Source organism: Pseudomonas sp. MIACH, from assembly GCF_001269925.1.
Classification (GTDB): Bacteria; Pseudomonadota; Gammaproteobacteria; order Pseudomonadales; family Pseudomonadaceae; genus Aquipseudomonas.
Map to the genome: position 1 here is coordinate 54,412 of NZ_LHVO01000030.1, position 25,677 is coordinate 80,088.

Genomic DNA, 25,677 nt, shown 5'->3' on the forward strand with positions numbered 1-25,677 from the left:
ATGCAGGAAAAATCCTGCATTTGTTTCTACACTCAAAAACACACCCAATCACCGCGTACCCGGACAAGGAATGTCAATAAAATGCCGAACAAAACACTGATAAACCTGTCTGCCCTGCTACCTCCGCACCATCGTCAATTCATTGACAAATTGATTAAGGGAACACTCCTGTAGTCACTACCCCCGCAAATTCCCTTCAAATGGATAGCTGCATTTGAATTGATAGTTGCGTATTACCCAGAGTAGCCGTAGTTGGAAGTGCCCTCTAAAGCAGTTCGCTGCTTTATTGAACAAACATCCAAACAATAGCTCTGGCGTGCAATGAGGGATGTTTTATGCGAGAGAAGTCGTCCGTCGACAGCCTGTTTTTAACGCGCGCCGGTTTTGTTGAGTTCTTTGTTGTTTTCGTCAAGTTCATACATGGCCTGAGTGCCATTTTGCCCCCGCTGATCCTGGTGATGTTCATCGACCCGATGGACCCTGAACTGCGCGGGCACTTCCTCGGCCTGCTGGTATTTTTCGCGGTCCTGACGATCATTCTGTTCCAGGCCCTGGGCATCTATTCCGAAGAATTGTTCAGCAACCGTCTGCGCCTGAAAACCAAGATCAAGGCGTGGTCGGCGGCATTTTGCATCCTGCTGTTCATGTACCAGATCCTGCAATTTTTCCCGCAGTTGACCCCACGCAACCTGGTGGCGTGGTACATCGCCAGCCTCTGTCTGTTCTGCCTGGAACGCATGATGATGCTGCGCCTGTACCGCAGCCTGATGCGCAAGGGCAAATACCTGCAGCGCACTGTGATCCTGGGCTTTACCGACACCGCTGTGCACGTCGCCGATCACCTGCAACGCAACGGTGATATCCGCTCTGGCCTGATCGGCTTTATCGACGATCGTACCGAGCGGATTCCCAAGGAATTGAGCAACCTGCCCTTGCTGGGCAACACCCGCGACCTGGAAAAGCTCATCCGCGCCGAGCAGGTCAACCAAGTGATGATCTGCCTGCCATGGGCCGCCGAGCAGCGCATCCATGGGCTGGTCAACCGCCTGCGGCAGATGTCGGTAAACGTCATGCTGGTGCCCGACATGGCCGCCCTGCGCTACGGCCATAGCCGCATCAGTGACGTGGGCGGCATCCTGATGTTCAACACCTCGCAATTACCACTGCGCGGCTGGTCGCCGGTGATCAAACGCTGTGAGGATGTGCTGCTGGCCAGTCTGGCGCTGGTGGCGTTGTCGCCGGTGATGGTGGCGACGGCGATTGCGATCAAGCTCGATTCCAAAGGGCCGGTACTGTTTCGCCAGAACCGCTTTGGCTACAACGACAACGAGATCCGCGTGTTCAAGTTCCGCTCGATGTACACCGACCAGAGCGACTTCACCGCCGAACGCCAGACCACCCGCGCCGATCCGCGCATCACTCGGGTGGGCCGCATCATCCGCAAGACCAGCATCGACGAGCTGCCGCAGTTGTTCAACGTGCTGCTGGGCAACATGTCGATGGTCGGCCCGCGCCCCCATGCCACGGCGACCAAGGCCGCCGGCGTTCCCTTCGAAGTGGCCGTGAGCGAATACAGCTCGCGCCACCGTGTGAAGCCGGGCATCACCGGCTGGGCGCAAATCAACGGTTACCGGGGTGAGACCGACACCCTGTTCAAGATCCAGAAACGTGTCGAGTACGACCTGGAGTACATCTCCAAGTGGTCGGTGTGGTTTGACCTGTACATCGTTTTCATGACGGTCCCGGCCGTCCTTTCCACCAAGGAAGTCTATTGATGAATACCCTCAACGGATTAATTCCCTGCATCGTTTCCGGTGGTTCGGGCACCCGACTGTGGCCGGTGTCGCGGCAGAACATGCCCAAGCCCTTCATGCGCATGCGCGATGGCCAGAGCCTGCTGCAAAAAACCTTTCAGCGCGCCGCCAAACTGCCCGGCGTGGAAAGCGTGTTGACGGTGACCAACCGCGATCTGCTGTTCCGTACCCTGGATGACTACCGCGTGGTCAACAAGGCCCATCTGCCCCTGGACCTGCTGCTGGAGCCATTCGGCCGCAACACTGCAGCGGCCATTGCCGTGGCGGCCCTGCATGTGCAGGAGCACTTCGGCGGCGACGCGCAGTTGCTGGTGATGCCCGCCGACCATCTGATCCTCAATGAAGTCGCGTTCGCCGAGGCCGTGACCCAGGCCCGTGACCTGGCCGAAGCAGGCTACCTGGTGACCTTCGGCATCCAGCCCGACCACCCGGAAACCGGCTTTGGCTATATCGAACAAGGCGAGCCGCTGAGCCACGGCTACCGAGTCAAACGCTTCGTCGAGAAACCCGACCTGGCCACCGCCCAGGCCTACCTGGACGGTGGCAAGCACCTGTGGAACGCCGGCATGTTCTGCTTCAAGGCCAGCACCCTGGTGGACGAACTGGCCACCCATGCCCCCGCCGTGCTGGAGGCCGCCCGCGCCGCGCTGGAACACAGCCAGAGCCTGCAAAACAAAACCTCGCGCCAACGTGAACTGGATGCGGATGCGTTCGGCAGCGCACCGGATATTTCCATCGACGTGGCCTTGATGGAAAAGTCCCAGCAAGTCGCCGTAGTGCCCTGTGACATTGGCTGGAGCGACATCGGTTCCTGGGAAGCGCTGCGCCAGCTCACCCCCAGCGATGCCCATGGCAACCAGGTCAATGGCGAAGCGATTTTGCATGACGTGCACAACTGCTACATCGACTCGCCCAAGCGCGTGTTGGGCGCCGTGGGGGTGCGCGACCTGATCATCGTCGACACCCCCGACGCACTGCTGATTGCCGACGCCCACCGCAGCCAGGACGTGCGCTACATCGTCGCCGAGCTCAAGCGTCAGAACCATCCGGCGTACAGCCTGCACCGCACCGTCACCCGGCCGTGGGGCACCTATACCGTGCTGGAGGAAAGCAGCCGCTTCAAGATCAAGCGCATCGTGGTCAAGCCCCAGGCCTCGCTGTCGCTGCAGATGCATCACCACCGCAGCGAACACTGGGTGGTGGTCAGCGGCGCGGCGCAGATCACCAACGGCGAGCGCGAGTTCCTGATCAACGCCAACGAGTCCACCTACATTCCGGCCGGGCACAAACACCGGCTGACCAACCCCGGCATCATCGATCTGGTGATGATCGAGGTGCAGAGCGGCGAGTACCTGGGCGAAGACGACATCGTGCGCTTCGACGACATCTACGGCCGCGCGCCTGCCGAAGTGAAAAAATGATATGCGCACTTCACTGATCATCCCCACCCGCAACGCCTCCAGCCATCTGGCACGCCTGCTGCCGGCGCTGAAGATGCAAACCCTGCAACCTGACGAGACGCTGGTGGTCGACAGCGCTTCCAGCGATGACACCGTGGCGCGCTTTCGCGAGTTCGGCGCGCGGGTCGAAGTGATCGACGCCCGTGACTTCAATCACGGCGGCACCCGCCGCTGGGCCAGTGAGCAGGTGGGTGGCGAGGCGCTGATCGTCATGACCCAGGACGCCATCCCGGCGACGCCCGAGACCTTCGCCAACCTGCTCGACGAATTGCAGCAGGACCCGCTCAACGGCGTGGCCTATGGACGGCAATTGCCCCACCCCGATGCCGGCGTGTTGGGCGCGCAGTCGCGGCACTTCAATTACCCGGAACACAGCCGCAGCAAAAGCCTGGCCGACGCGCCCACGCTGGGGATCAAGACCTGTTTCAGCTCGGACTCGTTTTCGGTCTACCGGCGCAGCGTGCTGCAGGCGGTGGGTGGTTTCCCCGCCGACGTGATTGGCAGCGAAGACGCCTACGTCGCCGCACGCATGCTGCTGGAAGGCTACAAGGTGCGCTACGCCGCCACCGCGCTGGTGCATCACTCCCACGATTACAAACTCATGGACGAGTTTCACCGCTACTTCGATATCGGCGTGTTCTACGGCCGCGAGCCGTGGATCAAGCAGGCCTTTGGCGACGCGGGTGGCGAGGGCAAACGCTATGTGCTGGCCGAACTCGCGGCCTTGCGCAAAGCCGGCGCCTTGCACCGCGTGCCCGAGGTGCTGGTGCGCAGTGCGTTCAAATTGCTGGGTTATCGCCTGGGCCATCTTGAACGTCGCCTGCCCCTCGCCCTCAAGCGACGCATCAGCATGTTTCCCGGTTATTGGAGGTGAGCATCATGACCCACAGGAAGTCCCCCTTGATGAAACGAAGCATGCTCGTCCTGGCCATGATGGCCCTGGCCGCCTGCAATACCCCGGCGCGCATCGTGCCGCCGGACAGCCAGACAGTGGAGGAAGGCAAGCGCGCCCTCGACCAACTGGCCCAGTTGCCACCGGCGGTGGAACGCATCCGTGTCGGCGACCAACTGCGCATCGTCCGGGATGCCGGCGAGATGCCGACGCTGTCGGCGTTCAACGTCAGCACCATCTACGAGTTGACGCTGTACACCGTGCAGACCGACGGCAAGATCAACTACCCGTTCCTGGGGCCGATCCAGGTTGCCGGGCGCCAACCATCGGAGCTGGCCAACCAACTGACCCACGAGCTTGCGCAGACCTACCGAGAGCCCCGGGTCACGGTGAACATCAACCAGGCGCCGGGTAACTCGGTGATCGTCGGCGGCGCGGTGAATAACCCGACGGCGGTGCAGATCGCCACGGCCAATACCCTGGAACAGGCGATTCTCGGTGCCGGCGGAGTCAGTCCGGCGGGCAACGCGAGCATGGTCGCGCTGCTGCGCGAAGATGCCCAGGGCGCCTACCGCGCCTACTTCCTGGACTTCAGCCAGCTCCTCAAGACCGGCGCCAACGGACGCAAACCGGTGCACCTGCAACGCGGCGACGTGGTGTTCGTGCCCAAGTCCAATGTGGGCGAGCGCATCCAAGGCGTGGATACCTACATGAACCAACTGATTCCGTTCACCAAGTCCATTGGGGTCGGCTACAACTACACCCGAACCAGCGGCGGCAATAACTAAAGGAGCGACATCCATGATCGAGATCCGTTCTTTTCGTGATCTGCTACGCCTGTTCTTCATCTTCCGCCACGAGTTCAGACTGGCCGCCATTGCGGCGCTGGTGATCATCCTGCTGGGGGCGTTTTTGCTGCCGGCCAAGTACGAATCCACCGCGCGCCTGCTGGTCAAGCCCGGACGTGATTCGACCTTGCCTATCGAGATCAGCAACCGCCAGGCGCTGGTGATGCCCAGCACCCAGCGCGACCCGATTGTCGACGAAGAGCGCTTGCTGACCGGTCGCCCGATTGTGCGCGCGGTGGCCGAGCACTACCTGGAAGTGATCAATAACGCGCCGCCGCCCCAGGGCTTTGTCAAAACCGCCAAGCATTACGTCAAGGAAGGCGTGGGCGCGATATTCGATGGCCTGCGGGTGGTCCTGGAAACCGTCGGCGTGGTGGAAAAAACCACGCCGGTGGAACGCCTGGCCGCCAGCCTGGAAAAAAACTTTGAGGTGAGCCACGCCGCCGGTTCCACGGTGATGGACATCAGCTTTACGTGGGGCGACCCGGAGATTGCCCAGGCGGTGGTCAAGGATTGGGTTGAAACCTATATCAACGAACGCACTCAAGCTCTGGGGCGCAAAAGCCTGTACGCCTTCTATGAAGGGCAGGTCTCCACCAGTGCCACCGAGATCAAGGGCTTAAAGGAACAGATCCTCACGCACCTGAACCAGATCGGCGCGGCGAGCATCACTGATCGCCTGGAAGACTTGTCCGAGCGCATCAACGTGCTGCGCGGCGAAACGTTCAACACCACGCGCCTGATCGCTTCCTCCGACAGCGCCATCCAGAGCACTCGCACCCAGCTCAAGAGCCAGCCCAAGGAAGTCACCACGGTGCGCCAGATCGCACTCAACCCGCAGCAGCAGGACCTGCGGCGCCTGCTGAACCAGAAGCTGCTGGAAAAGGCCGACATGATGCGCACCTACACGGATAACGCGCCGCCGGTCAAAGCCCTGGATGCATCGATCCGCGCAATGCAGGCGCACGTCGCGAGCGAAAGCAACACTGTGCAAAGTTCGGAAAACCGTGCCCCCAACACTCTGGAGATCCACTTGCAGCGGGTGCTGCTGGATGAGTCGAGCAACAACCTGGCGCTGCGTACCCAACTGACTCAACAGCAAAAGCAACTGGCCAACCTGGAAGACCAACGCAAGCAAGCGCTGGAGATTGAACCGGAACTGACCCGCCTGGCCCGCGAGCTGGGCACTGCCGAACGCAACTACGCGCTGTACGTGGACAGCCTGGAAAAATCGCGCATCGATCGGGAGCTGGACAGCAGCCAGATCAGCAATATCGCGGTGATCGAAGAGGCCACCCTGAACCCCGGCCGGATCTTTCCGAAAACCCTGGTGATGCTGGTGCTGGCGATCCCGTTTGCGATCGTCGTCGGCCTGCTGGTGATCTACCTGTGCTACCTGCTCGACCAGCGCATCCACGATGGTGGCCTGGTGGAACGCAAGTTCGGCCTGCCGCTGTGGACCACCCTGCCGGAGCTGGACACCAGCACCGCCCAGAGCACCAATGCGTTCAATGCGAGCATCTATCGCCTGTACGGTTTGCTGCAGTTGGACCGCATCGCCGAACAGGGCCTGACCCTTGGCCTGACTTCGGCGCGCCATGGAGAGGGCGTGACCTTTGTGGTGGAACAACTGCGCCAGTTGTTGCAGGAAAACGGCATCAGCGTGCGCGTCGGCGGGGTTGCACCTGCGGCGCCGGGTGAAGTGGTGTTGCTGGACGCATCGGCACTGCTGGATAACCGCGATGCGTTTATCAACCTGCGTCGTGCCGACCTGATTGCGCTGGTGGTGGAGGCACAGAAGAGCACGGTGCCGGTGGTCGAGCACGCGCTGTCGATCCTCAACACCGCGTTCGGCAAGGTGGACGGCATCATCATGAACCGGCGTAAATTCGAAGTGCCGGCCAAGGTGCTTAAAACCATCGCCAAGTACCGGGGGGCGTTCTGATGCGTGTCGCCCTGCTCGCCCCGTTGCCGCCGGAAAAAAATGGTATCGCCGACTACGCGAACCATTTCCGCACGGCGCTGGAACAGCTGGAGGTAACGGTGCTGACGCCGTTGGCCGGTGTGGCGGGCAATAGCGAGGCGATCAAGCAGGCCATCGCGGGGTTCGACTGGCACAGCGTGGACCTGGTCCACGCCGAGCTGGGGGGCGGACGGCTGGGGGAGTTTCTGGCCCTGCGCGAGTTACGCAAGGCCTACCCGGCACTGCCCCTGACCGCCACGGTGCATGATCCGGAACGCATCGTGTGGCGGCGCGAGCGGTTGCCATTCCCGTTGAACCTGCTGGAGCGCTTGCCCAGCCCGATGCCACAGGCGGCGGTGGTGTTGGCTGACCCGCTGACCTTGCGTGAAGAGCGCCGGGTCGCCGCCGGGTTGACCCGTTTGATCACCCTCACCCGCCTGGGCGCCGATTGCCTGCGCCAACGCATGCAACTGTCGGCGGGTAAAGTGGCGGTGATCAACCATGCCAACCTGGCAATTCCATCGGTGCCGTTACCGCCCCTGGAGACCCTGCGCCTGCTGTACTTCGGGTTTATCTACCGGGGCAAAGGCATCGAAGACCTGTTGCAGGCCCTCGCAACCGTGTTCAAGCAGGCGCCCGAATGGCGTGACCGTGTGCGCCTGACCCTGGCCGGTGGTACGGCCGCGGAAATGGCGTTTGGCGCGGGCAGCAACTACCTGGAGCAGTTGAACAGCCAGATCGCCGAGCTCGGCCTGGCGGATGCCATCGACTGGCGGCTGAACCTGCCGGCCGATGAGATTGCCCAGACCATCCAGGCCCACCATGTGATGGTGCTGCCCTACCGCGAATCGAAGAAACTCGGCCTGCTCGGGCGCCAACGCGGCACCAGTGGTGCGCTGTCCTGGGCTGCCGCCTGCGGACGCGGGGCAATTACCTCCGACGCCCGCGCCTTTGCCGAGGAAGTTGCCAGCGGTAACGGTGCCATCTACCCCGAGGGTGATGTGGAGGCCCTCAGCGAACAACTGCTGCGCCTGGCGCGCACGCCGCTGCTGGCCCGGGACTGGGCCGAACGCGCCGGCGAAATCGGCCGCGAGCGCTTGTGGCCGTTGACTGCGCAGAAGTTCAAGGGGTTGTTTGAGCAAGCCATCGAGGACAGCCGCCATGGCGCGTAAACGCACCTACTTCGCCACCTTGATCGTGGTCGCTGCCCTGGGCCTGACGGCGTTTCTGTGGGGACGCCAGGCCGATGCCGAAAGCCATGTGCTCAAGGGCAACAAAACTGTGGTGTGGAAAGACTTCCTGGGGGTGAACGCACAGTTCCTGTGGTTCAGCCCCGAGCGTTACCAGAAACAGATCGACCGTCTCAAGGCGTTGGGGCTGGAGTGGGTGCGCCTGGACCTGCATTGGGATCAGTTGGAGCCGGTCCAAGGGCAGTACCAGGTTGCGACGCTGGATCAGTTGGTGGGCAAACTGCAGGACAACCAGCTCAAGTCAGTGTTCTACCTGGTGGGGTCGGCGCCGTTCGCCACCTCCGCACCGGTGGGTGCGCCCTACCAGGACCAGTACCCGCCGAAAGACCCGAACGTGTTCGCCAACCGCATGGCCTTGCTCGCCCAGCGCTACCCCAGCGTCGACGCCTGGCAGGTGTGGAACGAACCGAACCTGCTGGGCTTCTGGCGCCCGGTGGCCGACCCGGCCGGCTATGCTGCGCTGCTGACCAGCACTGCCGCCGCGTTGCGCGCCATGAGCCCGAGCAAACCGGTGGTGGCCGCCGGCATGGCGTTCTTCAGTGAAATGCCCAACGGCCAGACCATGTTCAACGCCCTCGGCGCGCTGGGCGTGGCCAGCCTGAATACGATCATTTCCTACCACCCCTACACCCAATTGCCCGAAGGTAACGACCCGGCCAACCTGGACTTTATCGCCAAGACCACTGCGCTCAACCAGGCCCTGCGCAACGGTGGCGTGCAGACCCTGTGGAGCACCGAGTGGGGCTGGTCGACCTACACCGGGCCTAAAGACGCCCAGGACATCATCACCCCACAGGCCCAGGCCGATTATGTGGTGCGCCGCCTGGCGCTGATGAGTGCGCTGGATTACGACAAGATCTTCCTGTTTACCCTCAGCGACCTCGACCAGCGCGCCAGTGTGCGGGACCAGTCTTACGGTTTGCTCGACATCGACGCCAACCCCAAGCCGGTCTACACCGCGCTGAAAAACTTCCTCGACGTCAGCGGCCCGACGCTCACCCCCGCCGACCCGCCCAGCGCCGACCAGTTGCCAGACGGCCTGTTCAGCATCGGCTGGACCCGCGCCGACGGACGCAAGCTATGGTTCTTCTGGTCGGCCGAGGGCGGCAGCGCCCACTTGCCCAACCTGGCCAGCGCCACCCTGTACGACCCGCTACGTAGCACACAAACTCCGGTCAGCGGCACCAACGGCCTGACCGTGCCGGTCAAAACGAACTTGCAAATCCTGTTATGGGAGTGAGGCCCGCCATGCGTATTTTATGGATCCTGCCCTACTCGCCCTGGCCCGCGACCAGCGGCGGCAAGACGCGCCAGTTCCACCTGCTGCGCAGCCTGGCGGCGCGGGGGCATCGGATCACCTTGCTGCTGCATGACAAGCACCCGGTATCCCTCAGCGATCGCCAGGTGCTGGAGGCGTTTGTCGAACAGTTGATCATCCTGCCGCGCCGCCCACTGCGCAGCCTCAAGACCCTGGTGGCAGGGCTGTTTGCACCCTACCCGCTGCTGGCCAGTGTGAATGGGCTGTCGGGCGAGTTGCAGGAGACCTTCAATTGGTTGCTGGGTGAACAGTGGGACGTGGTGCAGATCGAGCACAGCTACAGTTTTCAGCCTTATGAAGATGCGCTGGTGCGCACGTCCCAGCCGTTCGTGCTGACCGAACACAACGTCGAGTCGGCCCTGGGCGCGGCCACCTACGACCGGTTGCCGAGTTGGTCGCTGCCGTTTATTCGCTACGATCAATGGCGCTATGCCCGCTGGGAACGCCGGGTGATGCGCCAGGCCACACAGGTGGTGGCGGTCACCCAGAGCGATGCGCACATCCTGGCAAAGATCGCCGGCAAACCTGTGCCGGTGGTGGTCAATGGGGTGGACTGCGATCACTTCGCCGCAGCCCATCCAGATCCCTCGACACACCGCGTGCTGTTCCTTGGCAACTACGAATACGCGCCGAACGTGGATGCCATCGAATGGGCCCTGGATGAAATCCTGCCCAAGGTCTGGGCGCGCTGCCCGGAGGCACGCATGAGCGTATGCGGCTTCGGCATGCCTGGCAGTTGGCGCGAACGTTGGAAAGACCCGCGTATCGAGTGGCAAGGCTTCGTGCCCAACCTGCTGGACCTGCAATCGAGCTGTTCGGTGTTCCTGGCGCCGTTGCGCCATGGCGGCGGCTCCAAACTCAAGGTGCTCGAAGCCCTGGCCGCCGGTCTACCGCTGGCCAGCACCGAACAAGGCGTATCGGGGCTGGACCTGGTGGAAGGGCTGGACTACCTCGGCGGGCAGAGCGCCGACGACTTGGCCGATGCCGTGGTGCGCCTGCTGCAATGTCCTGAAGCCGCTGTTCCCATGGGTGAGGCCGGACGTGCCTATGTGCGCCGAGCCCATGACTGGAGCGTCGCCGCCAGCCAACTGGAGCAGGTGTACGCCACGCTTGTGCCGCTGAATCAGAAGGAGCCCGCATGCGTGTAGGCCTGGATTACCGAACCGTCGGCACCTCGCCGCAATCGGGCATCAGTCGCCAGGTGTATGCGCTGGAGAGTGCGCTGTACACCTTGCCGGGCATCGAGCTTGAGCGGTTTACCGTGGCGCCCCTGGGCGATGAGACTCGCCTGCTGGCCCACTGCCCGACGTGGGGCTGTGCCAAGACCGCCATGCATCAGCCGCAGAATCGTCTGCGCTTTGAGGCAGGTTTTCTGCCCCGGGCCCTGCGCGAGGAGCGTATCGACCTGTACATCAGCACCTTCAACATGGGCCTGCCGTTGCCGCCCAAGCCGAAGGGTTTGCGCACGGTGGTGCTGCTGCATGACCTGTTCCAGATCACCTTGAATAACTACCACGCCAACCGCTTGAAGGCACTGATCTACAAGACCAGTGATCGCCTCTCGATTGCCTACGCGGTGCACAGCGCCGACCGCGTGTGGACGCCGTCGCAGTACAGCGCCGATGAAACCGCGCGGCTGTTTCCCAAGGCAGCGGGCAAGATTCGCGTGTTGCCCAATCAGGTCGACGGCTTTGCCGAGCTGGCGGCCGACCTGAGCAAACGTCAGTTGCCCGAGCGCTATTGGCTGCTGGTCGGCACCCGAGAGCTGCGCAAGAACGTGCCGTTTCTGGTGGACGCCTGGCAGCAGGCGCGGCGCCAATCTCCCGCCGTGCCGGAGTTGGTGCTGGTGGGCAGCCTGGATCATTTGCCCGAAGCCCAGCGCACGCTGCCGGGGATTCGTGCCTTGAGCGGTGTGTCGGATGCCGAGTTGCACGCCCTCTATCGTCAGGCGTCACGCCTGTGGCAACCGTCCTATGCCGAAGGCTTTGGTTTACCGGTAATCGAGGCCCTGAGCGTGGGCACGCCGGTGGCGGTGGCCAGTGGCACTTCGCTGGATGAAATCACCCCGCCGTCGGCACCGCGCTTTTCGCCCACCGATGGCCCGGCGCTGGTGCAATTGATGGTCAGCCTGGGCACACAACCGGATGAAGAATCCGCCGAGCAACGGCGCCTGTGGGCGCAACGTTTCAACCATCACGCTTATCGCCAGCGCCTGGCCCAACTGATCGAGGAACTCAAGTGAGAGTGAACCTGGCAAGCCTCGTCGCCATCCTCTTCGGCCTGCTGTTTGGCGCCATCGCCTTGCTGCTGTCGCCGGCCAAGGCGTTTCTCGCCGTAGTCGGCCTGGCCGGGGCGGTGACCATCCTGCGCTTTCCGTTCTGGGGCCTGTTGCTGTTTGCCCTGATCGCCACGTTCATGCCGTACTCGACCATCAACCTGGGGATCCGCAGCACCGTGAGCGAAGCGATCCTGGCCCTGACCTGGGGCGCGGTGCTGTGGCACAACTTCCTCGCGCGCCTGCCCGATACGCCAAGCCTCACCCGCCGCCCCACCGACCAGATGCTGGTGTGGCTGATGCTGTTCAGCGTGTTCCCGTTCATCGTCGGCCAGGTCACCATCCACGCCGACACCAGTGGCGTGGCCAACTGGCTGCGCTGGTTGCTGAGCCTGTCATCAGTGTTCCTCTGCGCCAAATTGCTGGTGGATCACAAACACCGCGAATCCTTGGTCATCGCCCTGTTGCTGGGCAGCCTGGCGATGCTGGTGCTGTCGATCGCGGTATTCGTGCGCACGCGCTCCGGGGCCGGTATTGCGCCGATTCTGGCGCTGTTTAACTACGGCAACTTTGACATGTTGAAATTCGGACTGGAGGCCATGTCGTCGCGTATGGGTTCGCCATGGATGCACCCGAATGCCATCGGCGGGATCATGGCGTTGCTGTTGCCCCTGGCCTTCTGTTTCGGCATGACCGAGCAAGGCTGGAAGCGCGCACTGGGGCTGGGCGTGGCGTGCCTGGGCGCGGCAGCGTTGCTGTTGGCCAGCAGCCGCGGCGCGATGGTCAGCCTGGCGTTGGTGCTGCTGTGGATGGCCACGCGTCGCGTGCCCTACACCGGGCGCCTGCTGATGATCGGTGCGGCGTTGACCGTGGCGCTGGTGATGGCCTATCCACCGCTGCAGGAACGCCTGGCGACGATTTTCTCGTCGAACAATGCCAGTACCGAAGTGCGGTTCGACGAGTACCGCATGTTCCCGCAGGCGGTGGTGTCTTATCCGTTCGGCATCGGCTTCAAGGTTGACCCGCCGGTGCCCGGCACCCACTTGCTGGGGATCTCCAACCTGTGGCTGAACTTCATCTACAAGACCGGCATCGTCGGCATGCTGTTCTTTGTGGCGGTGACCGTGCGCTGGTGGCGTGAAGCGCGCCCGGAAAAAGGCCCGATCCGCCTGACCAAGGACAATGCCCTGTGGCTGGGCACCACCGGTGGGATTCTGGCGGCGCTGGTGAGCGGCCTGTTCGACCACTACTTCAGTTTTGCCGTGGTGATGGTGGCGTTGTTCTGGCTGATGGTGGGCATCAATGTGCTGGAGGCGCGGCGGTTGTTTCCAGCACGGCTGCCGCAGGTGAAGACCGTGACCTACCGCAAAACCTTGTTTGACGGGGCGCGGCCCTGATGCTCGGCTCTGCCGCCTGGCTGACCCTGGCGACCTTGTTGGGCCTGTGCCTGGGGTTCGCCCGTGAATGGTTGCTGGTGGCGGCCTGGGGGGCCGGAGAGCGCAGTGACGCCTTCCTGATCGCGCTGTTTTTGCCGGAAGCACTGCGCATGTCATTGGCTGGCGGTTTGCTGAGTGCCGCCGCACTGCCGCTGTACCTGCAACGCAAGGACGGCGAGCGCCTGGACTGGCTGGCAGTGCTGTTCCCGGCGTTGCTGCTGATCACGTTGGTCATCAGCCTGCTGCTGACGCTGTTGGCGCCATGGCTGGTGCAGGTGCTCGGCCCAGGGTTGGCCGACACCGCCACGGCATTGGCCGGCAGCAACCTGCAGATCGTCGCCTGGTGTGTTCCGGGCTTGATGCTGCATGCGCTGTTCAGCATTCCCTTGCAGGCCAGCGAACGTTTTGTCCTCGCAGGGTTGGGCTCGTTGCTGTTCAACCTGCCGCCGGTGACGTACCTCGCCCTCGCGGGCACCGCCACCCAACCTCACTCGCTGGCCCTGGCCTGCCTGGCCGGCAGCCTGTTGATGCCGCTGGCGCTGTTGCCCTCGGTGTGGCGCCAAGGCTGGCGGCCGTGGCGCTGGCAGCTGACCTTCGCGCCCCTGCGGGAGCTGGGCCAGCGCATCGGTCCGCTGGTGCTGAGCAATGGCGCCAGCCAAGGGTTGGCGCTGATCGAGCGGCTGGTGGCGTCGCTGCTGGGCGAAGGCGCGGTGACCTGGGTCAACCTGGCACGCAAGCTCATGAACCTGCCGCTGATTGCGCTGATGAGCCTCAACCAGGTGCTGCTGGGCATGATGAGCCGTCGCCAGGGCGATGAGCGCCTGGCCCTGCTCAAGCGCGGCCTGGAGACCGCCAGCGTGCTGACCTTGCCCGCCGGTGTCGGCCTGGTGGCGGCAGCTCCAAACCTGGTGGCGTTGCTGCTGCCCAAGCAATCGGCGGATTCGCCGTTGCCGCTGCTGCTGGCCTGGTTTGCCGTGCCGTTGGTGTTCGGCGCCTGGAACGCCTTGCTCGCGCGCTATGCCTACGCCGCCGGCGATACGCGCCAGCCGCTGCGCTGCGAGTTGCTCGGCAGCCTGGTCAACGTGGTGCTGTTGGCCGCCCTGCCCTTTGTGTTCGGCCTGGCCGGCATCCCCCTGGCCGCACTGGCCGGCGTGATCTGCACCGCGCTGTTGCTGATGCAGCGCCAGGCGTTGATCGGCACCCTGCCGTGGGCCCGGCATTGGCTGCTCAGCGCGCTGCTGATGGGGCTCGCGGCGCTGATGCTGTTTGGTATTGAGGGCGTGTGGCTGCAACTGGGGCTGAGCACCCTGGCGGGCGCCGTGGTGCTGCTCGGGATGGGGCTGTGGCTTAAGCCGTGGCGCAGGGCATGAATGATCGATCGGGAGCACTCAGGTGAAAAATCGCTGGATTCAAATGGATATCGCCAAGGGCATCGGCATCCTGGTGATCGTGTATGCCCACAGTTGGTTTGTCGCCACGTCCCCGGATTTGATGTACCCGATCCTGGCGTCGTTCGTGCTGCCGTTGTTCTTCTTTTTGTCGGGGGTGTTTTTCAAGCCTGAACAGCCGTTTGTGGAGATGGCGGTGCGTAAGGCCGATGGCCTGCTCAAGCCGTTCTTCTTCACCATGCTGGTGTATGTGATCGTGCGTGGCGTGCTGCGCGGCCAACCGCTGCTGCCGGATATCGGCGGCGTGCTGTACGCCTCGGTGGACACCATCCCGTGGCAGGCGCTGTGGTTTTTACCGCACTTCTGGGTGGCGATCCTGTTCAGTTGGGCGGTGCTGCGGCTGATCCAGCGGCTGCCGCTGGCGGCGAGTTGCGCAGTGATGCTGCTTCCGCTGCTGCTCGGCATCTGGATGCTGCCTTGGTTCTGGCAATTGCCGGTGACTGTCGGTGGGCAAACCTGGGTGCTGCCCGGCTTGCCGTTCAGCCTGGATATCACGTTGATCAGCAGCGCGTGTTTCGTCTACGGCTACCTGCTGCGGGACTGGCTGCGTACCCATGCGGGCTCGCTGCTGACACTGCTGGTGTCGGTGGCGCTGTTCGCGGCGGTGTTCCTCTACCGGGGCGATACCATGGACCTGGCGCAACGTCGCTACGACCACTGGCTGTGGACCAGCCTGTTGGCGGTGATCGGGGTTTACCTGTGCTGGGCATTGGCGCGGGTGCTGATGGCCTCGGCGTTGGTCACCCGTGCCATGACCTACATCGGCCAGTCGACCCTGATCCTGCTGATCTTCCACGGGGAGATCCAGCACAAGACGTTTGACCTGTTGGAGCGTCTGGGGCTGCACGCGTTTGTCGCGGCCTGTATCGGTTTTGTGGTGGCAGTGGTGGTGCCGTTATTGATCGGGGAAGTGATCAAGCGGGTGGCGTTCCTGCGGTTTTTCTACTTTCCATTTCCAGTGCGCAAGGCTGCCAGATAACGGTAGGAGCGAGCGTGCTCCTACCGGGTATTGGCTTCAGTCATCCAGTTGTTGCGCAGCGGGCTTGCCGGCATGTTTCGCAGGCTTGGCGCCCTTGGCCGGAGCCGGTGCAACGGGTTCAGGTTCCGCGGCAGCGGCGGCTTCTTTCTCGGCCATCGGCATCTGGTCGATGGCGCTGAAAAACTCCTTCAAATCGAGGGTATCCGGCGGTACGGTTTTCTCGACTTTCTTCTCGCCATCCTTGCCCACCAGGATCACTTTGGTGCCGCTGCCGGCGCCGAGTTTGAGGGCACGGATCAGCGCGTTGGTCTCAGGTGGGGTGAGCTTCTTGTTGTCCTTGGGGTCTTTGGCGAACTTCTCCCCTTCAGCACCGATGCTGCCGAACTTCACGGTGTAGAACACCATGCTGCGTTCTTCAAAGGACTGCTTGGTGGCAGGCTCGTCCAGTTGTTTCTTGAGGGTCGCCAGTGTGTCGTTGCCGGAATCAAGCTCCACCACCACCAGTGGCCGGGCTTTGCCCAGGTCCTGCTTGAGCGGGTTGATATCATCAGCAGCCAACAGCGGCCCCGTAAAAGCCATCAAGGTAGCCAGGGTCAGCGACCGGATGAGCATGCGCACCTCCTTTGAATTCCATGCAGGGTTCTTGAGTTTCATGTCTGCGACAGTCAAATTCAAGGATGATTCCTACACTGCGTTCAGAAAGCGTAGGCCAGGACGCCCGCTCCGCAAGGGCTTGAAGGCGACATCCAGCATTGTTTCCTTTGATTGCCGAAACATTAAGAGGCCTCCCAGTCCGGCCAATGCCGGGCAAATACGGGCGCCACGATGGGGTCTGCATCCACTTGCGCGAGGGTCTGCGCAAAGCCTGGCGCCAGGGCCGTCAAGGCCGCACGCGCCTGATCCCAACGCGACACCGCCGCCGCCATGATACCCAGCGCATTCGGCGCGCCATTGGGCGCGAACAACTGGCCGGAAAACTGTTCGGCAAACACCACCCAGGCCTGATGCAGATGGCGGCGCGTTCCGGTGACCAGTTGCGCCTGCACGGCCTCCTCGGCGTTGCCCAGCCAGCGTTGCGGGTAATCGATGATGCCAATTGCCGAGTAGCAATTGGCAGCGATATACACCAGGCCCCTGATGATCTGGGCGCGATCGCCGCTCAGCAGGTGTGCGCCGGGAAACTCCAGGCCGAGGTGGATCAGGATGGCCGCGCTTTCGGTCAGCACCTGGCCATCAGGGGTGACCAGGGTGGGCACCTGTTTGAGCGGGTTGATACGGGCCAGTTCGTCGCTGCCCTCGCCGTCGGCCCAGGAGGCTGCATCCGTCCGTCGCCACGGCACCGCACAGCGCTGCAGGGCGATTTCGATCATGCAAGAGCCGGACTCGTCGATGCCATAGAGCGTGTACATGGGGCGGACCTCCTGGAAGTTCATCATCGGATGACAACAATGCAGCGCCTGGACACCGCGAAGCAAGCGTTCTAGAACAGGCCCATTTGCCCACCGACCAGGGTGCTGAAGTCATCGTTCACGAACGGCAGGATCGCATCGGCCACCGGCTGTAATTGGCGGGTGACGTAGTGGTCGTAGTCGATGGGGGCTTGCTGCACTTCTAAGGGTTCGGGGCCGTTGACGCTGATCACATAGCTGATCCAGCCGCCGCGCTGGTACTGGCGCGGGCGGTTCAGACGGTCGTTGTACTCATCGGCCAGGCGCGCGGCGCGCACATGGGGCGGCACGTTGCGTTCGTAGTCGTCCAGTTGGCGGCGCAGGCGTTTGCGGTAGATCAAAAGCTCATCGAATTCGCCGCTCAAGGTCCGGCGCACGTAGTCGCGTATGTAGTCCTGATGGGGCTGGCGGTGGAAGATGCGCTGGTAGAGTTCCTGCTGGAACCGGCGGGCCAGGGGCGACCAGTCGCTGCGCACGGTTTCCAGGCCCTTGTAGATCATTTCTTCGCTGCCGTCTGCACGCGTGACCAGGCCGGCGTAGCGTTTTTTGCTGCCCTCCTCCGCGCCGCGAATGGTCGGCATCAGGAAGCGGCTGAAGTGGGTTTCGTATTGCAGCTCCAGGGCGCTTTGCAGGCCGAACGCGCGGTGCAGGTGTTCACGCCACCACGTGTTGACGTGCTTGACCAGCGCCTGGCCGATACGGCTGGCGTCTTCCTGGGAATGCGCGCTGCCGAGCCAGACAAAGGTGGAGTCGGTGTCGCCGTAGATCACTTCATAGCCCTGGGCTTCAACCAGTTCGCGGGTCTGGCGCATGATCTGGTGGCCGCGCATCGTGATCGAGGAAGCCAGCCGTGTATCGAAGAAGCGGCAACCGCTGGAACCAAGCACGCCGTAGAAGGCGTTCATGATGATTTTCAGCGCCTGGGAAAGCGGTGCGTTGTGTTCTCGCTTGGCCTCTTCGCGACCTTCGGAGACACGCGCGACGATGGCGGGCAGGCAGTGCCGGGTGCGGGAGAAGCGCGCGCCGCGAAAGCCTTCCACTGAGTCGCTGTCGTCGGGGTGCTTAAGGCCTTCGATCAGGCCCACCGGGTCGATCAGGAAGCTGCGGATGATCGAGGGATAAAGGCTTTTGTAGTCGAGCACCAGCACCGATTCGTAGAGGCCGGGGCGCGAGTCCATGACAAATCCGCCGGGGCTGGCTTGAGGCGGTTTGTCGCCCAGGTTCGGCGCGACGAAGCCCTGGCGGTGCATCAACGGCATGTACAGATGGGTGAATGCGGCCACTGAGCCACCGTTGCGGTCAGCCGGCAATCCGGTGACGCTGGCGCGTTCGAGCAGGAACTTGAGCAGCTCGGTTTTCTCGAAGATTCGCGTGACCAGCTCGCAGTCCTTGAGGTTGTAGCGCGCCAGGGCGGGCTTGTCCTCGGCGAACATGCGGTTGATTTCGTCCATGCGCTGGTACGGCGTGGAGATGTCCTTGCCTTCGCCGAGCAGGGTTTGCGCGACGTTTTCCAGGCTGAAGGATTCGAAGCTCCAGGTGGCCGAACGCAGGGCCTCGATGCCATCGATGATCAGGCGTCCAGCCGCTGCGGCGAAGTAATGGTTGCGACTGCCATGTTCGCGCCAGGCCATGGGTTCGTCGCCGCGGCCTAGCATCAACGGCACGTTGAGGCGTTGGGCATGTTCGTGGAGCACGCGCAGGTCGAACTGCACCACATTCCAGCCGATGATTGCGTCGGGGTCATGGGTGGCGAGCCATTGGTTGAGGCATTCGAGCAGCTGGGCGCGGGTGTCGCAGTAGTCGAGCTTGAAGTTCACTGTGCAGGTTTTGTTCGGCGGACCGAGCATGTACACCTGGCGCTCGCCGCAGCCGTCGAGGGCGATGGAATAGAGGTCGCCCTGGGCGGTGGTCTCGATGTCCAGGGATACCAGCTTGAGCGGCGGACGGTAGTCGGGCGCGGGTTTCATCTGCGCATCGCACAGGACACCGCTGGCATCGGGCGTACCGCCGAACCAGACCGGGGCGGTGATAAAGCGCTCCATCATATAGCGTTCGGGCGGACGTACATCGCCTTCGTAGACGTCGACACCGGCGGCGCGCAGGCGTTTTTCCACGTCCATCGCCTGGCGGTGCTGGCGGGTGTAAAGGCCCAGGACCGGGCGGTGATGGAAATCGCAGAGTTGCAGAGGGCGCAGTTCGATATCGCGCTCGCCCTTGAGCAGCCAATCCAACGGCTTGCGATGAGCCTCGGGAATGAACATCACCGAGGTCTGCACGGGTAGGCGGATCAACCGCGGGCCATGGTCTGTGGCCAGCCAGAAACTGACCTCCGTGCCCGCCGGGGTATCGCGCCAATGCCGGGTCAGGACAAAACCCTGCTGTAAATCCACCGTACCGCACCTCAGGAATAGCGTTCAGGCGTTGATTCTACGCGGCATCCGTGCCAACGCGGCAGGTAAACGCGCTCGCCGGGCGCAATCTGATAAATTTGTTGCAGGACGTTAATAATAATTACTATCATCCGCGCCGGAGTCGTATTCGCGCAGTGAGGAAGCGCAACGCCTGTTGCCCTCTTTCTCACATTGACGGTTCGCCGTCAGGATCGACCATGCCCATCTGTACCTCATTCGCTGTGCCGTTTCGCCCGACCCTGCTCGCCCTTTGTTGCTCCCTGAGCCTTGCCGCTCATGCCGCAACCCCCGTCACCGCGCAGGATGCGAACAACCGTCAGGACGGCAACACACTGGAATTGGGTGCCACCAATATCAACGCCGACGCGCCCGCGCCGAACGCCCTGCCCCCGGTATACAGCGGCGGCCAGGTGGCACGCGGCGGCCAATTGGGTGTACTGGGCAACCAGGACATCATGGACGTGCCTTTCAGCATGGCCTCTTACACCGAAAAACTGATCCGCGATCAACAGGCCGAAACCGTCGGTGATGTGCTACTCAATGACTCGTCAGTGCGCCAGGCGTCGGGGTATGCGAACCAGGCGCAGACCTTCATGATCCGTGGTCTGCCGCTGAATGGTGATGATATTTCCTACAATGGTTTGTACGGCATCCTACCCCGTCAGATCATCTCTACTGACGCCTTGGAACGCGTGGAAGTGTTCAAGGGGCCTAACGCGTTTATCAACGGCGTGACACCGGGCGGCTCTGGCATCGGCGGCGGCGTGAACCTGCAACCCAAGCGCGCCGATGATGTACCGCTGCGTCGCTTCAGCACGGATATCAGCAGCGATGGCCGCGTCGGCGAGCACTTGGATATAGGCCAGCGGTTCGGCGAAGACAATCGGTTTGGCGCTCGGGTGAACCTGTCCCAGCGCGAAGGTGATACCGGCATTGATGATGAAAACCAGCGTTCGAAATTGTTTGCGGTCGGCCTGGATTACCGCGGCGATGCTTTGCGCGTATCGAGTGATTTCGTTTATCAAAAGCAGCGTATCAACGGCGGGCGCAATTCGGTATTCGTGGGGACCGCCACCCATGTACCGGATGCGCCTTCGGCCGACACGAACTATGCGCCGAGCTGGAGCCGTACCAACCTTGAAGACACCTTGGGCATGCTGCGCGCCGAATATGACCTGAATGAAAACTGGACGGCCTATGCCGCAGCCGGTGCCAAGCACAGTCGTGAAATGGGCCAGTATTCGTCGGTGACCCTGACCGATAACCTCGGTAATGCCACCTCCAGCCGCTCGACCATCGCGCACGAAGAAGACAACTCCAGTCTGATGAGCGGCCTGAATGGCAAATTCCAGACCGGGCCCGTCAGCCACCGACTCAACTTCGGCCTCGCCGGCATTTGGACCCAGGCGCGCAACGCTTATGTCTTCAACGGCTCACCGAGTGCGACCAATATCTACAACCCTGTGACCGGGGCACCACCGACTCTGAATAACCCACGCAACACCCCCGGCACGGACTTCAGCGACCCGACCATTACCGCCAAGACATTCGTGCGCAGCGCAGCCATCTCCGACACCTTGGGTTTCTTCGATGACCGTCTGTTGGTGACCGTCGGCGCCCGACGCCAGCAGATGGTGGTACAAGGCTACAACTACATGAGCGGTACACGCACCGCCAACTATGACGAATCGATCACCACGCCGGTCTACGGCGTTGTGTTCAAGCCGTGGGAACACGTGTCGGTGTACGCCAACCGTATTGAAGGCTTGGCCCAGGGCCCGGTTTCGCCGCTTACGGCCGGTACCCGGACTATCATCGGCGGCGGGCAGGCCTATGCACCCGCGCGCTCCAAGCAGATCGAAGCGGGCGTCAAGGTGGACATGGGCACCTATGGCGCTACGTTAGGCGTTTACCGTATCGAGCAGCCTGGCGCAGGCTATTCAGAAGTCATCGACGCCACCACCGCGCGCTACGTGCGTGAAGGTCAGCAGATCAATAAAGGCGTCGAACTGAACGTCTTCGGCGAACCGGTCAGCGGCCTGCGTTTGCTGGGTGGTGCGACGGTGATGAAGACCGAGCTCAAGGACACGCAGAACGGTACCAACGATGGCAACCGTGCCATCGGTGTACCTTCCTTCCAGCTCAACGCCGGCGTGGAATGGGACGTGCCCGGCCTGCAAGGCGTGACCCTCAACGGGCGCATGCTGCGCACCGGTGGCCAGTACGCGGATGCGGCCAACAACCTGAGCCTGCCAGCCTGGAACCGTTTCGATGTAGGCGCTCGCTACGCCTTCATGCTGGATCAGCGTGAGGTGACGCTGGGCGCCACTGTGGAGAACGTTGCCAACGAAAAGTACTGGGAGTCGGCTCAGGGCGGGTTCTTGAGCCAGGGGGATCCTCGCGTGGCCAAGTTGTCGGCGACGGTCGACTTCTAACCGTAAGGCCAACTGCCCTGCATCACTTATGAAAGCTGAGAACGACAAGGACGGGCATCAGTGCTGATGCCCGTTATCCGGTTTACGCCCGACGAGCTTTGCTCAGGTAGTTTTCGATATTGCCCATCTGCTCGTCCCAGCCACGGGCGTTCATCTTGAAGGCTTTTTGCCTACGCTTCTCTGGCACCGTGTAGAAACCGGATTCAACCACCCGGAGCAAAATGCCTGGCGCCCGATCCTCAATGGTGAACTCCACCAGTGTCGGGGTTTCCTTGTCGTAGTCGACGCCCTCTTCGACCGCGAAGGGGTGCCACCAGAAAGAGAACAGCGTCTGCGGCAGGATGCGTTCGATTTTGGCTTTCCAGATCACGTGTTCGTAACCTGGGTAGGTAATCGGCGCCTCTATGGTTTCCCCAGCCATAAAGGTTTTGCCCTTGAGGGCGACCCCAAACCAGTTACCGAATTGCTCGGCATTGGTGAGCGCTTCCCAGACCTGTTTACGTGAAGCGTTGAGCAGAACTTTGCGCTCGATGCGATCTAATACGTGCATAAGTCACCTCCTCCGTTGACAGTAGGCGACATCAAACAATGCGCAACCTCAGGTTGTAAGCAATCATGATGACCCCGTCCTTGAACCGGCAATACGTTTATGACTGACCCATTGAATGGAAGTTGCTTCTGCAAAGGTGTTCGCTATCAGGTGGACCAACTGGACATGCCCATCAGCCACTGCCACTGCGCGAGCTGCCGTAAAATACATGCGGCGGCGTTTGTGGCCACCGCCGGAGTGATGCGCGAACATTTTCGCTGGACGCGGGGGGAGGAGCTGCTGGCGTCCTTTGAATCTTCGCCGGGCAAGCTCAGGTATTTCTGCTCACGTTGTGGCTCACACCTGATAGCAGAGCGTGGGCATCAGCCCCATGTGATTGTGCGGGTGGCGACGCTGGATGATGATCCGGGCGTCAGGCCCACCTCGCACATCTGGACGGCCCATGATGTGCCTTGGCTCGCCCATGAAGGTATAGAGCACTGGGACGAATGGAAGGCATGACTTAGACGCGCGGGTCACCTGGCGCTTTAGCCGGCGTGGCGTATTGCGGCTTCAGGTGGCCTTCCTGGTCAAGTAGCCAGGCATCCATGATTTGCCGCACCACCGGTCCCGCGACGCGACCACCGGCCTCACCGTTTTCGATCATCACTGAAATCACGATTTTCGGGTGTTCAGCGGGAGCAAAGCCGACGAACAACGCGTTGTCGCGATGGCGCTCCAAGGTCTTCTCACGGTTGTAACGCTCACCCTGCTTGATCGCAACCACCTGGGCGGTGCCACTCTTGCCGGCGATACGGTATTGCGCGCCTTGCGCTGCAGCCCGTGCAATACCGCGCGGGTCGTGCATCACCAGTTGCATGCCGTGGTTGACCTGTTCCCAGTCACGCGGGTCCTTAAGGACGACGTTAGGCATTGGGTTTTCATCAACCGGTGGCACGCCATCAATGGTTTTAGCCAAGTGGGGTCGGTTCCACACCCCCTTGTTGGCAATCAATGCAGTGGCCTGGGCCAACTGCAGCGGCGTGACCTGCATATAGCCTTGGCCGATGCCGAGGATCACGGTTTCACCAGGGAACCAAGGCTGACGCCGGGTGGCACGCTTCCACGCTTGGGAAGGCATCAAACCCGCAGACTCTTCAAACATATCCAGCGACACTTTCTGGCCAAGTCCGAATTCTGCCAGGTAGTCGTGCAGCCGGTCGATGCCGAGTTTATGAGCCAGATCGTAAAAGTAGGTGTCGTTGGAGCGCATGATGGCTGCGTCCATGTCCACCCAGCCGTCGCCACTGTGGTTCCAGTTGCGGTATTTGTGGTCGAAGTCGGGCAGTTGATAGTAACCGGGGTCGAATACACGCGTTTGAGCCGTGACGACACCGCTGTCCAGACCGGCGATGGCCACTTCTGGCTTGATCGTTGAGCCTGGCGCGTACAGCCCGCGCAATACCCGGTTAAACAGCGGCCGGTCGATGGAATCATGCAGCGCGGCGTATTCCTTGAAGCTGATACCGGTGACAAACAGGTTCGGGTCGAAACTCGGTTTGCTGACCATGGCCAGCACTTCACCGGTTTGCGGGTCGAGGGCAACGACCGAACCACGGCGATCCCCCAAGGCTTCCTCCGCGGCTTCCTGGAGTTTGATGTCGAGGCTCAGGACGATATTTTTCCCGGGGATTGGGTCGGTGTGTTTAAGCACCCGAAGTACGCGGCCCTGGGCATTGGTCTCGACCTCTTCATAACCCACATGACCATGCAGTTCGGATTCGTAGAAACGCTCGATACCGGTCTTGCCGATAGATTGTGTGCCGCGGTACTCCACCGAATCGAGGGCCTTGGATTCTTTCTCATTGATGCGTCCTACATAGCCGATGGAGTGGGCAAAGTGCGCACCCAGGGGGTAGTGACGGACGAATTGCGGTTCTACGTCTACCCCTGGCAGGCGGAACTCGTTCACCGCCAACAACGCAATTTGTTCTTCGGTCAACTCGTAGAACAACGTTACGGGGACGAATGGGTGGCGCGCCTGCTTCAGGGCCTTGTCGAACAGTGCGCGGTCTTCAGCAGGCAGATGCAGCAGGTTGACGATGGCGTCGAGTTCGCCCTTGAGGTCAGTGGTGCGCTCGCGGGTGATGGTCAGATTGTAGCTGGGTCGGTTATCGGCTAGGACCACGCCATTACGGTCATAGATAAGACCGCGCGTCGGCGTGATGGGCAGCACGTGGACGCGGTTGTTTTCAGAAATCGTGGAGTGGTAGTCGAACTGGACGACTTGAAGGAAATACATACGCCCCACCAGGGCACATGTAATGCCGATCACCAGCAACGCACAAGCGAGCAGGCGCTTATTGACGAGGCGGTTCTCTTTTTCGTGATCTTTAATCGGTATAGGTTCAGGCATTTCTACAGCATCTCGTTGAAGAAGGTCGACGCCGCATCCTGCGATGAAAGATCAGTCCTTGGGAAATGTGCTGCACCATAGCAAAAATGCAGAAACACTTTGCATTGAATTCTCCAACGGCACTCTGAGGTGAGCTCAATGTCGATGGCTACGGTGCCACGGTGGCCTACCTTGAGGGTATTCGAAAGCTCACTCAGAACGGTGTTTTTACTTTTCGACCGCGCAAAACAAAACCCCATCTGCTTTCGCAAATGGGGTTTCGGAATTTAATCTTGACGATGACCTACTCTCACATGGGGAAACCCCACACTACCATCGGCGATGCATCGTTTCACTACTGAGTTCGGGATGGGATCAGGTGGTTCCAATGCTCTATGGTCGTCAAGAAATTCGGGTACTGAGTCGCGGCCAGTTGGCCTCGCTTCAGCAAATTGGGTATGTGACAGCTGTCGGTGTTTTGTGAGCATCGAACTTTCGGTTCATTGCGTCTTCACACACCGCAATCTGATGCTCTCTCGAGTAGTCAAATTGCTTGGGTGTTATATGGTCAAGCCTCACGGGCAATTAGTATTGGTTAGCTCAACGCCTCACAGCGCTTACACACCCAACCTATCAACGTCGTAGTCTTCGACGGCCCTTCAGGGGACTCAAGGTCCCAGTGAGATCTCATCTTGAGGCTAGTTTCCCGCTTAGATGCTTTCAGCGGTTATCTATTCCGAACATAGCTACCCGGCAATGCCACTGGCGTGACAACC

19 protein-coding genes and 2 rRNA genes are annotated in these 25,677 nt (G+C 61.7%); 14 read left to right on the plus strand and 7 right to left on the minus strand.

From position 1 onward, the window contains the following. The first annotated feature begins 335 nt into the window (after nt 1-335). Genes AD670_RS12410 through AD670_RS12465 form a run of 12 tightly spaced genes read left to right on the plus strand, consistent with a single transcriptional unit; the run spans nt 336 to nt 15,683 of the window. Nucleotides 336-1,775: an undecaprenyl-phosphate glucose phosphotransferase gene (locus AD670_RS12410; protein ID WP_053132266.1), complete on the plus strand. Its 1,440-nt coding sequence runs from the start codon at nt 336-338 to the stop codon at nt 1,773-1,775. Continuing rightward, a complete protein-coding gene (locus tag AD670_RS12415) occupies nt 1,775-3,235 on the plus strand; it encodes a mannose-1-phosphate guanylyltransferase/mannose-6-phosphate isomerase (RefSeq protein ID WP_053132268.1) in 1,461 nt (486 codons plus the stop codon). The genes AD670_RS12410 and AD670_RS12415 overlap by 1 nt, the downstream gene beginning before the upstream one ends. Before the next feature lies 1 nt (nt 3,236). Beyond that, nucleotides 3,237-4,148 (plus strand): glycosyltransferase family 2 protein, encoded by a 912-nt coding sequence (locus AD670_RS12420; protein WP_053132270.1) that lies wholly within the window; start codon nt 3,237-3,239, stop codon nt 4,146-4,148. A gap of 29 nt (nt 4,149-4,177) precedes the next feature. Beyond that, nucleotides 4,178-4,954 carry a polysaccharide biosynthesis/export family protein gene (locus tag AD670_RS12425; RefSeq protein WP_053132272.1) on the plus strand — a complete coding sequence of 259 codons (777 nt, stop codon included), beginning with the start codon at nt 4,178-4,180 and terminating at the stop codon, nt 4,952-4,954. A 13-nt stretch (nt 4,955-4,967) separates the two neighbouring features. Continuing rightward, nucleotides 4,968-6,959 carry an exopolysaccharide transport family protein gene (locus AD670_RS12430; RefSeq protein ID WP_053132275.1) on the plus strand — a complete coding sequence of 664 codons (1,992 nt, stop codon included), beginning with the start codon at nt 4,968-4,970 and terminating at the stop codon, nt 6,957-6,959. Beyond that, on the plus strand, nt 6,959-8,149 hold the full coding sequence (locus tag AD670_RS12435) for a glycosyltransferase (protein ID WP_053132277.1): 1,191 nt from the start codon (nt 6,959-6,961) through the stop codon (nt 8,147-8,149). The genes AD670_RS12430 and AD670_RS12435 overlap by 1 nt, the downstream gene beginning before the upstream one ends. Beyond that, complete coding sequence (locus AD670_RS12440) at nt 8,139-9,467, plus strand: cellulase family glycosylhydrolase (protein WP_053132279.1); 1,329 nt, start codon at nt 8,139-8,141, stop codon at nt 9,465-9,467. The genes AD670_RS12435 and AD670_RS12440 overlap by 11 nt, the downstream gene beginning before the upstream one ends. 8 nt (nt 9,468-9,475) lie before the next feature. Beyond that, entirely contained in the window at nt 9,476-10,693 is a 1,218-nt protein-coding gene (locus AD670_RS12445) for a glycosyltransferase family 4 protein (protein WP_053132281.1), read from the plus strand. After that, nucleotides 10,684-11,787, plus strand: a complete 1,104-nt coding sequence (locus AD670_RS12450) for a glycosyltransferase family 1 protein (protein WP_053132283.1) — start codon at nt 10,684-10,686, stop codon at nt 11,785-11,787. The genes AD670_RS12445 and AD670_RS12450 overlap by 10 nt, the downstream gene beginning before the upstream one ends. A gap of 2 nt (nt 11,788-11,789) precedes the next feature. Further along, a complete protein-coding gene (locus AD670_RS12455; RefSeq protein WP_053132285.1) occupies nt 11,790-13,217 on the plus strand; it encodes an O-antigen ligase in 1,428 nt (475 codons plus the stop codon). After that, nucleotides 13,217-14,626, plus strand: coding sequence for a lipid II flippase MurJ (locus AD670_RS12460; RefSeq protein WP_053132288.1), 1,410 nt, complete (start codon nt 13,217-13,219; stop codon nt 14,624-14,626). The genes AD670_RS12455 and AD670_RS12460 overlap by 1 nt, the downstream gene beginning before the upstream one ends. A 22-nt stretch (nt 14,627-14,648) precedes the next feature. Further along, nucleotides 14,649-15,683 carry an acyltransferase family protein gene (locus tag AD670_RS12465; protein WP_082340959.1) on the plus strand — a complete coding sequence of 345 codons (1,035 nt, stop codon included), beginning with the start codon at nt 14,649-14,651 and terminating at the stop codon, nt 15,681-15,683. A gap of 36 nt (nt 15,684-15,719) precedes the next feature. Here the strand turns inward: AD670_RS12465 and AD670_RS12470 are convergent, their stop codons facing one another. From AD670_RS12470 to AD670_RS12480, 3 genes are all read right to left on the minus strand, one after another. Continuing rightward, nucleotides 15,720-16,295 carry a DUF4174 domain-containing protein gene (locus AD670_RS12470; RefSeq protein WP_053132293.1) on the minus strand — a complete coding sequence of 192 codons (576 nt, stop codon included), beginning with the start codon at nt 16,293-16,295 and terminating at the stop codon, nt 15,720-15,722. 164 nt (nt 16,296-16,459) lie between these two features. Next, the gene (locus AD670_RS12475) at nt 16,460-17,092 is read right to left on the minus strand and encodes a glutathione S-transferase N-terminal domain-containing protein (protein ID WP_053132295.1); all 633 of its coding nucleotides are present in this window, start codon (nt 17,090-17,092) and stop codon (nt 16,460-16,462) included. A 71-nt stretch (nt 17,093-17,163) separates the two neighbouring features. Beyond that, nucleotides 17,164-19,521 (minus strand): DNA polymerase II, encoded by a 2,358-nt coding sequence (locus AD670_RS12480; protein WP_053132298.1) that lies wholly within the window; start codon nt 19,519-19,521, stop codon nt 17,164-17,166. Between the two features lie 218 nt (nt 19,522-19,739). On the opposite strand from AD670_RS12480, the gene AD670_RS12485 reads away from it, so the two are divergent. After that, a complete protein-coding gene (locus AD670_RS12485; RefSeq protein ID WP_053132301.1) occupies nt 19,740-21,977 on the plus strand; it encodes a TonB-dependent siderophore receptor in 2,238 nt (745 codons plus the stop codon). An 82-nt stretch (nt 21,978-22,059) separates the two neighbouring features. Here AD670_RS12485 and AD670_RS12490 read toward each other — a convergent pair whose 3' ends face one another. Next, nucleotides 22,060-22,527: an SRPBCC family protein gene (locus tag AD670_RS12490; RefSeq protein ID WP_053132304.1), complete on the minus strand. Its 468-nt coding sequence runs from the start codon at nt 22,525-22,527 to the stop codon at nt 22,060-22,062. A 99-nt stretch (nt 22,528-22,626) separates the two neighbouring features. Between AD670_RS12490 and AD670_RS12495 the strand changes: the two genes are divergently transcribed. Then, the gene (locus AD670_RS12495; RefSeq protein ID WP_053132306.1) at nt 22,627-23,028 is read left to right on the plus strand and encodes a GFA family protein; all 402 of its coding nucleotides are present in this window, start codon (nt 22,627-22,629) and stop codon (nt 23,026-23,028) included. A gap of 1 nt (nt 23,029) precedes the next feature. Here the strand turns inward: AD670_RS12495 and mrdA are convergent, their stop codons facing one another. The 3 genes from mrdA to AD670_RS12515 form a co-directional block, all read right to left on the minus strand. After that, nucleotides 23,030-24,922: a penicillin-binding protein 2 gene (gene mrdA / locus AD670_RS12500; protein ID WP_053132308.1), complete on the minus strand. Its 1,893-nt coding sequence runs from the start codon at nt 24,920-24,922 to the stop codon at nt 23,030-23,032. A 270-nt stretch (nt 24,923-25,192) separates the two neighbouring features. Next, nucleotides 25,193-25,308: ribosomal RNA gene (rrf, locus tag AD670_RS12510) — 5S ribosomal RNA — on the minus strand. A gap of 157 nt (nt 25,309-25,465) precedes the next feature. Continuing rightward, nucleotides 25,466-25,677, minus strand: a 23S ribosomal RNA gene (locus AD670_RS12515); the annotation flags it as partial.

Excerpts from the sequence above, each read along its gene's own strand:
- AD670_RS12435 (WP_053132277.1), top strand. The coding sequence starts at position 6,959 with ATGCGTGTCGCCCTGCTCGCCCCGTTGCCGCCGGAAAAAAATGGTATC.
- AD670_RS12420 (WP_053132270.1), top strand. The coding sequence starts at position 3,237 with ATGCGCACTTCACTGATCATCCCCACCCGCAACGCCTCCAGCCATCTG.
- mrdA (WP_053132308.1), bottom strand. The coding sequence starts at position 24,922 with ATGCCTGAACCTATACCGATTAAAGATCACGAAAAAGAGAACCGCCTC.
- AD670_RS12490 (WP_053132304.1), bottom strand. The coding sequence starts at position 22,527 with ATGCACGTATTAGATCGCATCGAGCGCAAAGTTCTGCTCAACGCTTCA.
- AD670_RS12415 (WP_053132268.1), top strand. The coding sequence starts at position 1,775 with ATGAATACCCTCAACGGATTAATTCCCTGCATCGTTTCCGGTGGTTCG.
- AD670_RS12485 (WP_053132301.1), top strand. The coding sequence starts at position 19,740 with ATGCCCATCTGTACCTCATTCGCTGTGCCGTTTCGCCCGACCCTGCTC.
- AD670_RS12475 (WP_053132295.1), bottom strand. The coding sequence starts at position 17,092 with ATGTACACGCTCTATGGCATCGACGAGTCCGGCTCTTGCATGATCGAA.
- AD670_RS12410 (WP_053132266.1), top strand. The coding sequence starts at position 336 with ATGCGAGAGAAGTCGTCCGTCGACAGCCTGTTTTTAACGCGCGCCGGT.
- AD670_RS12495 (WP_053132306.1), top strand. The coding sequence starts at position 22,627 with ATGACTGACCCATTGAATGGAAGTTGCTTCTGCAAAGGTGTTCGCTAT.
- AD670_RS12470 (WP_053132293.1), bottom strand. The coding sequence starts at position 16,295 with ATGCTCATCCGGTCGCTGACCCTGGCTACCTTGATGGCTTTTACGGGG.
- AD670_RS12440 (WP_053132279.1), top strand. The coding sequence starts at position 8,139 with ATGGCGCGTAAACGCACCTACTTCGCCACCTTGATCGTGGTCGCTGCC.
- AD670_RS12460 (WP_053132288.1), top strand. The coding sequence starts at position 13,217 with ATGCTCGGCTCTGCCGCCTGGCTGACCCTGGCGACCTTGTTGGGCCTG.
- AD670_RS12430 (WP_053132275.1), top strand. The coding sequence starts at position 4,968 with ATGATCGAGATCCGTTCTTTTCGTGATCTGCTACGCCTGTTCTTCATC.
- AD670_RS12450 (WP_053132283.1), top strand. The coding sequence starts at position 10,684 with ATGCGTGTAGGCCTGGATTACCGAACCGTCGGCACCTCGCCGCAATCG.
- AD670_RS12445 (WP_053132281.1), top strand. The coding sequence starts at position 9,476 with ATGCGTATTTTATGGATCCTGCCCTACTCGCCCTGGCCCGCGACCAGC.
- AD670_RS12425 (WP_053132272.1), top strand. The coding sequence starts at position 4,178 with ATGAAACGAAGCATGCTCGTCCTGGCCATGATGGCCCTGGCCGCCTGC.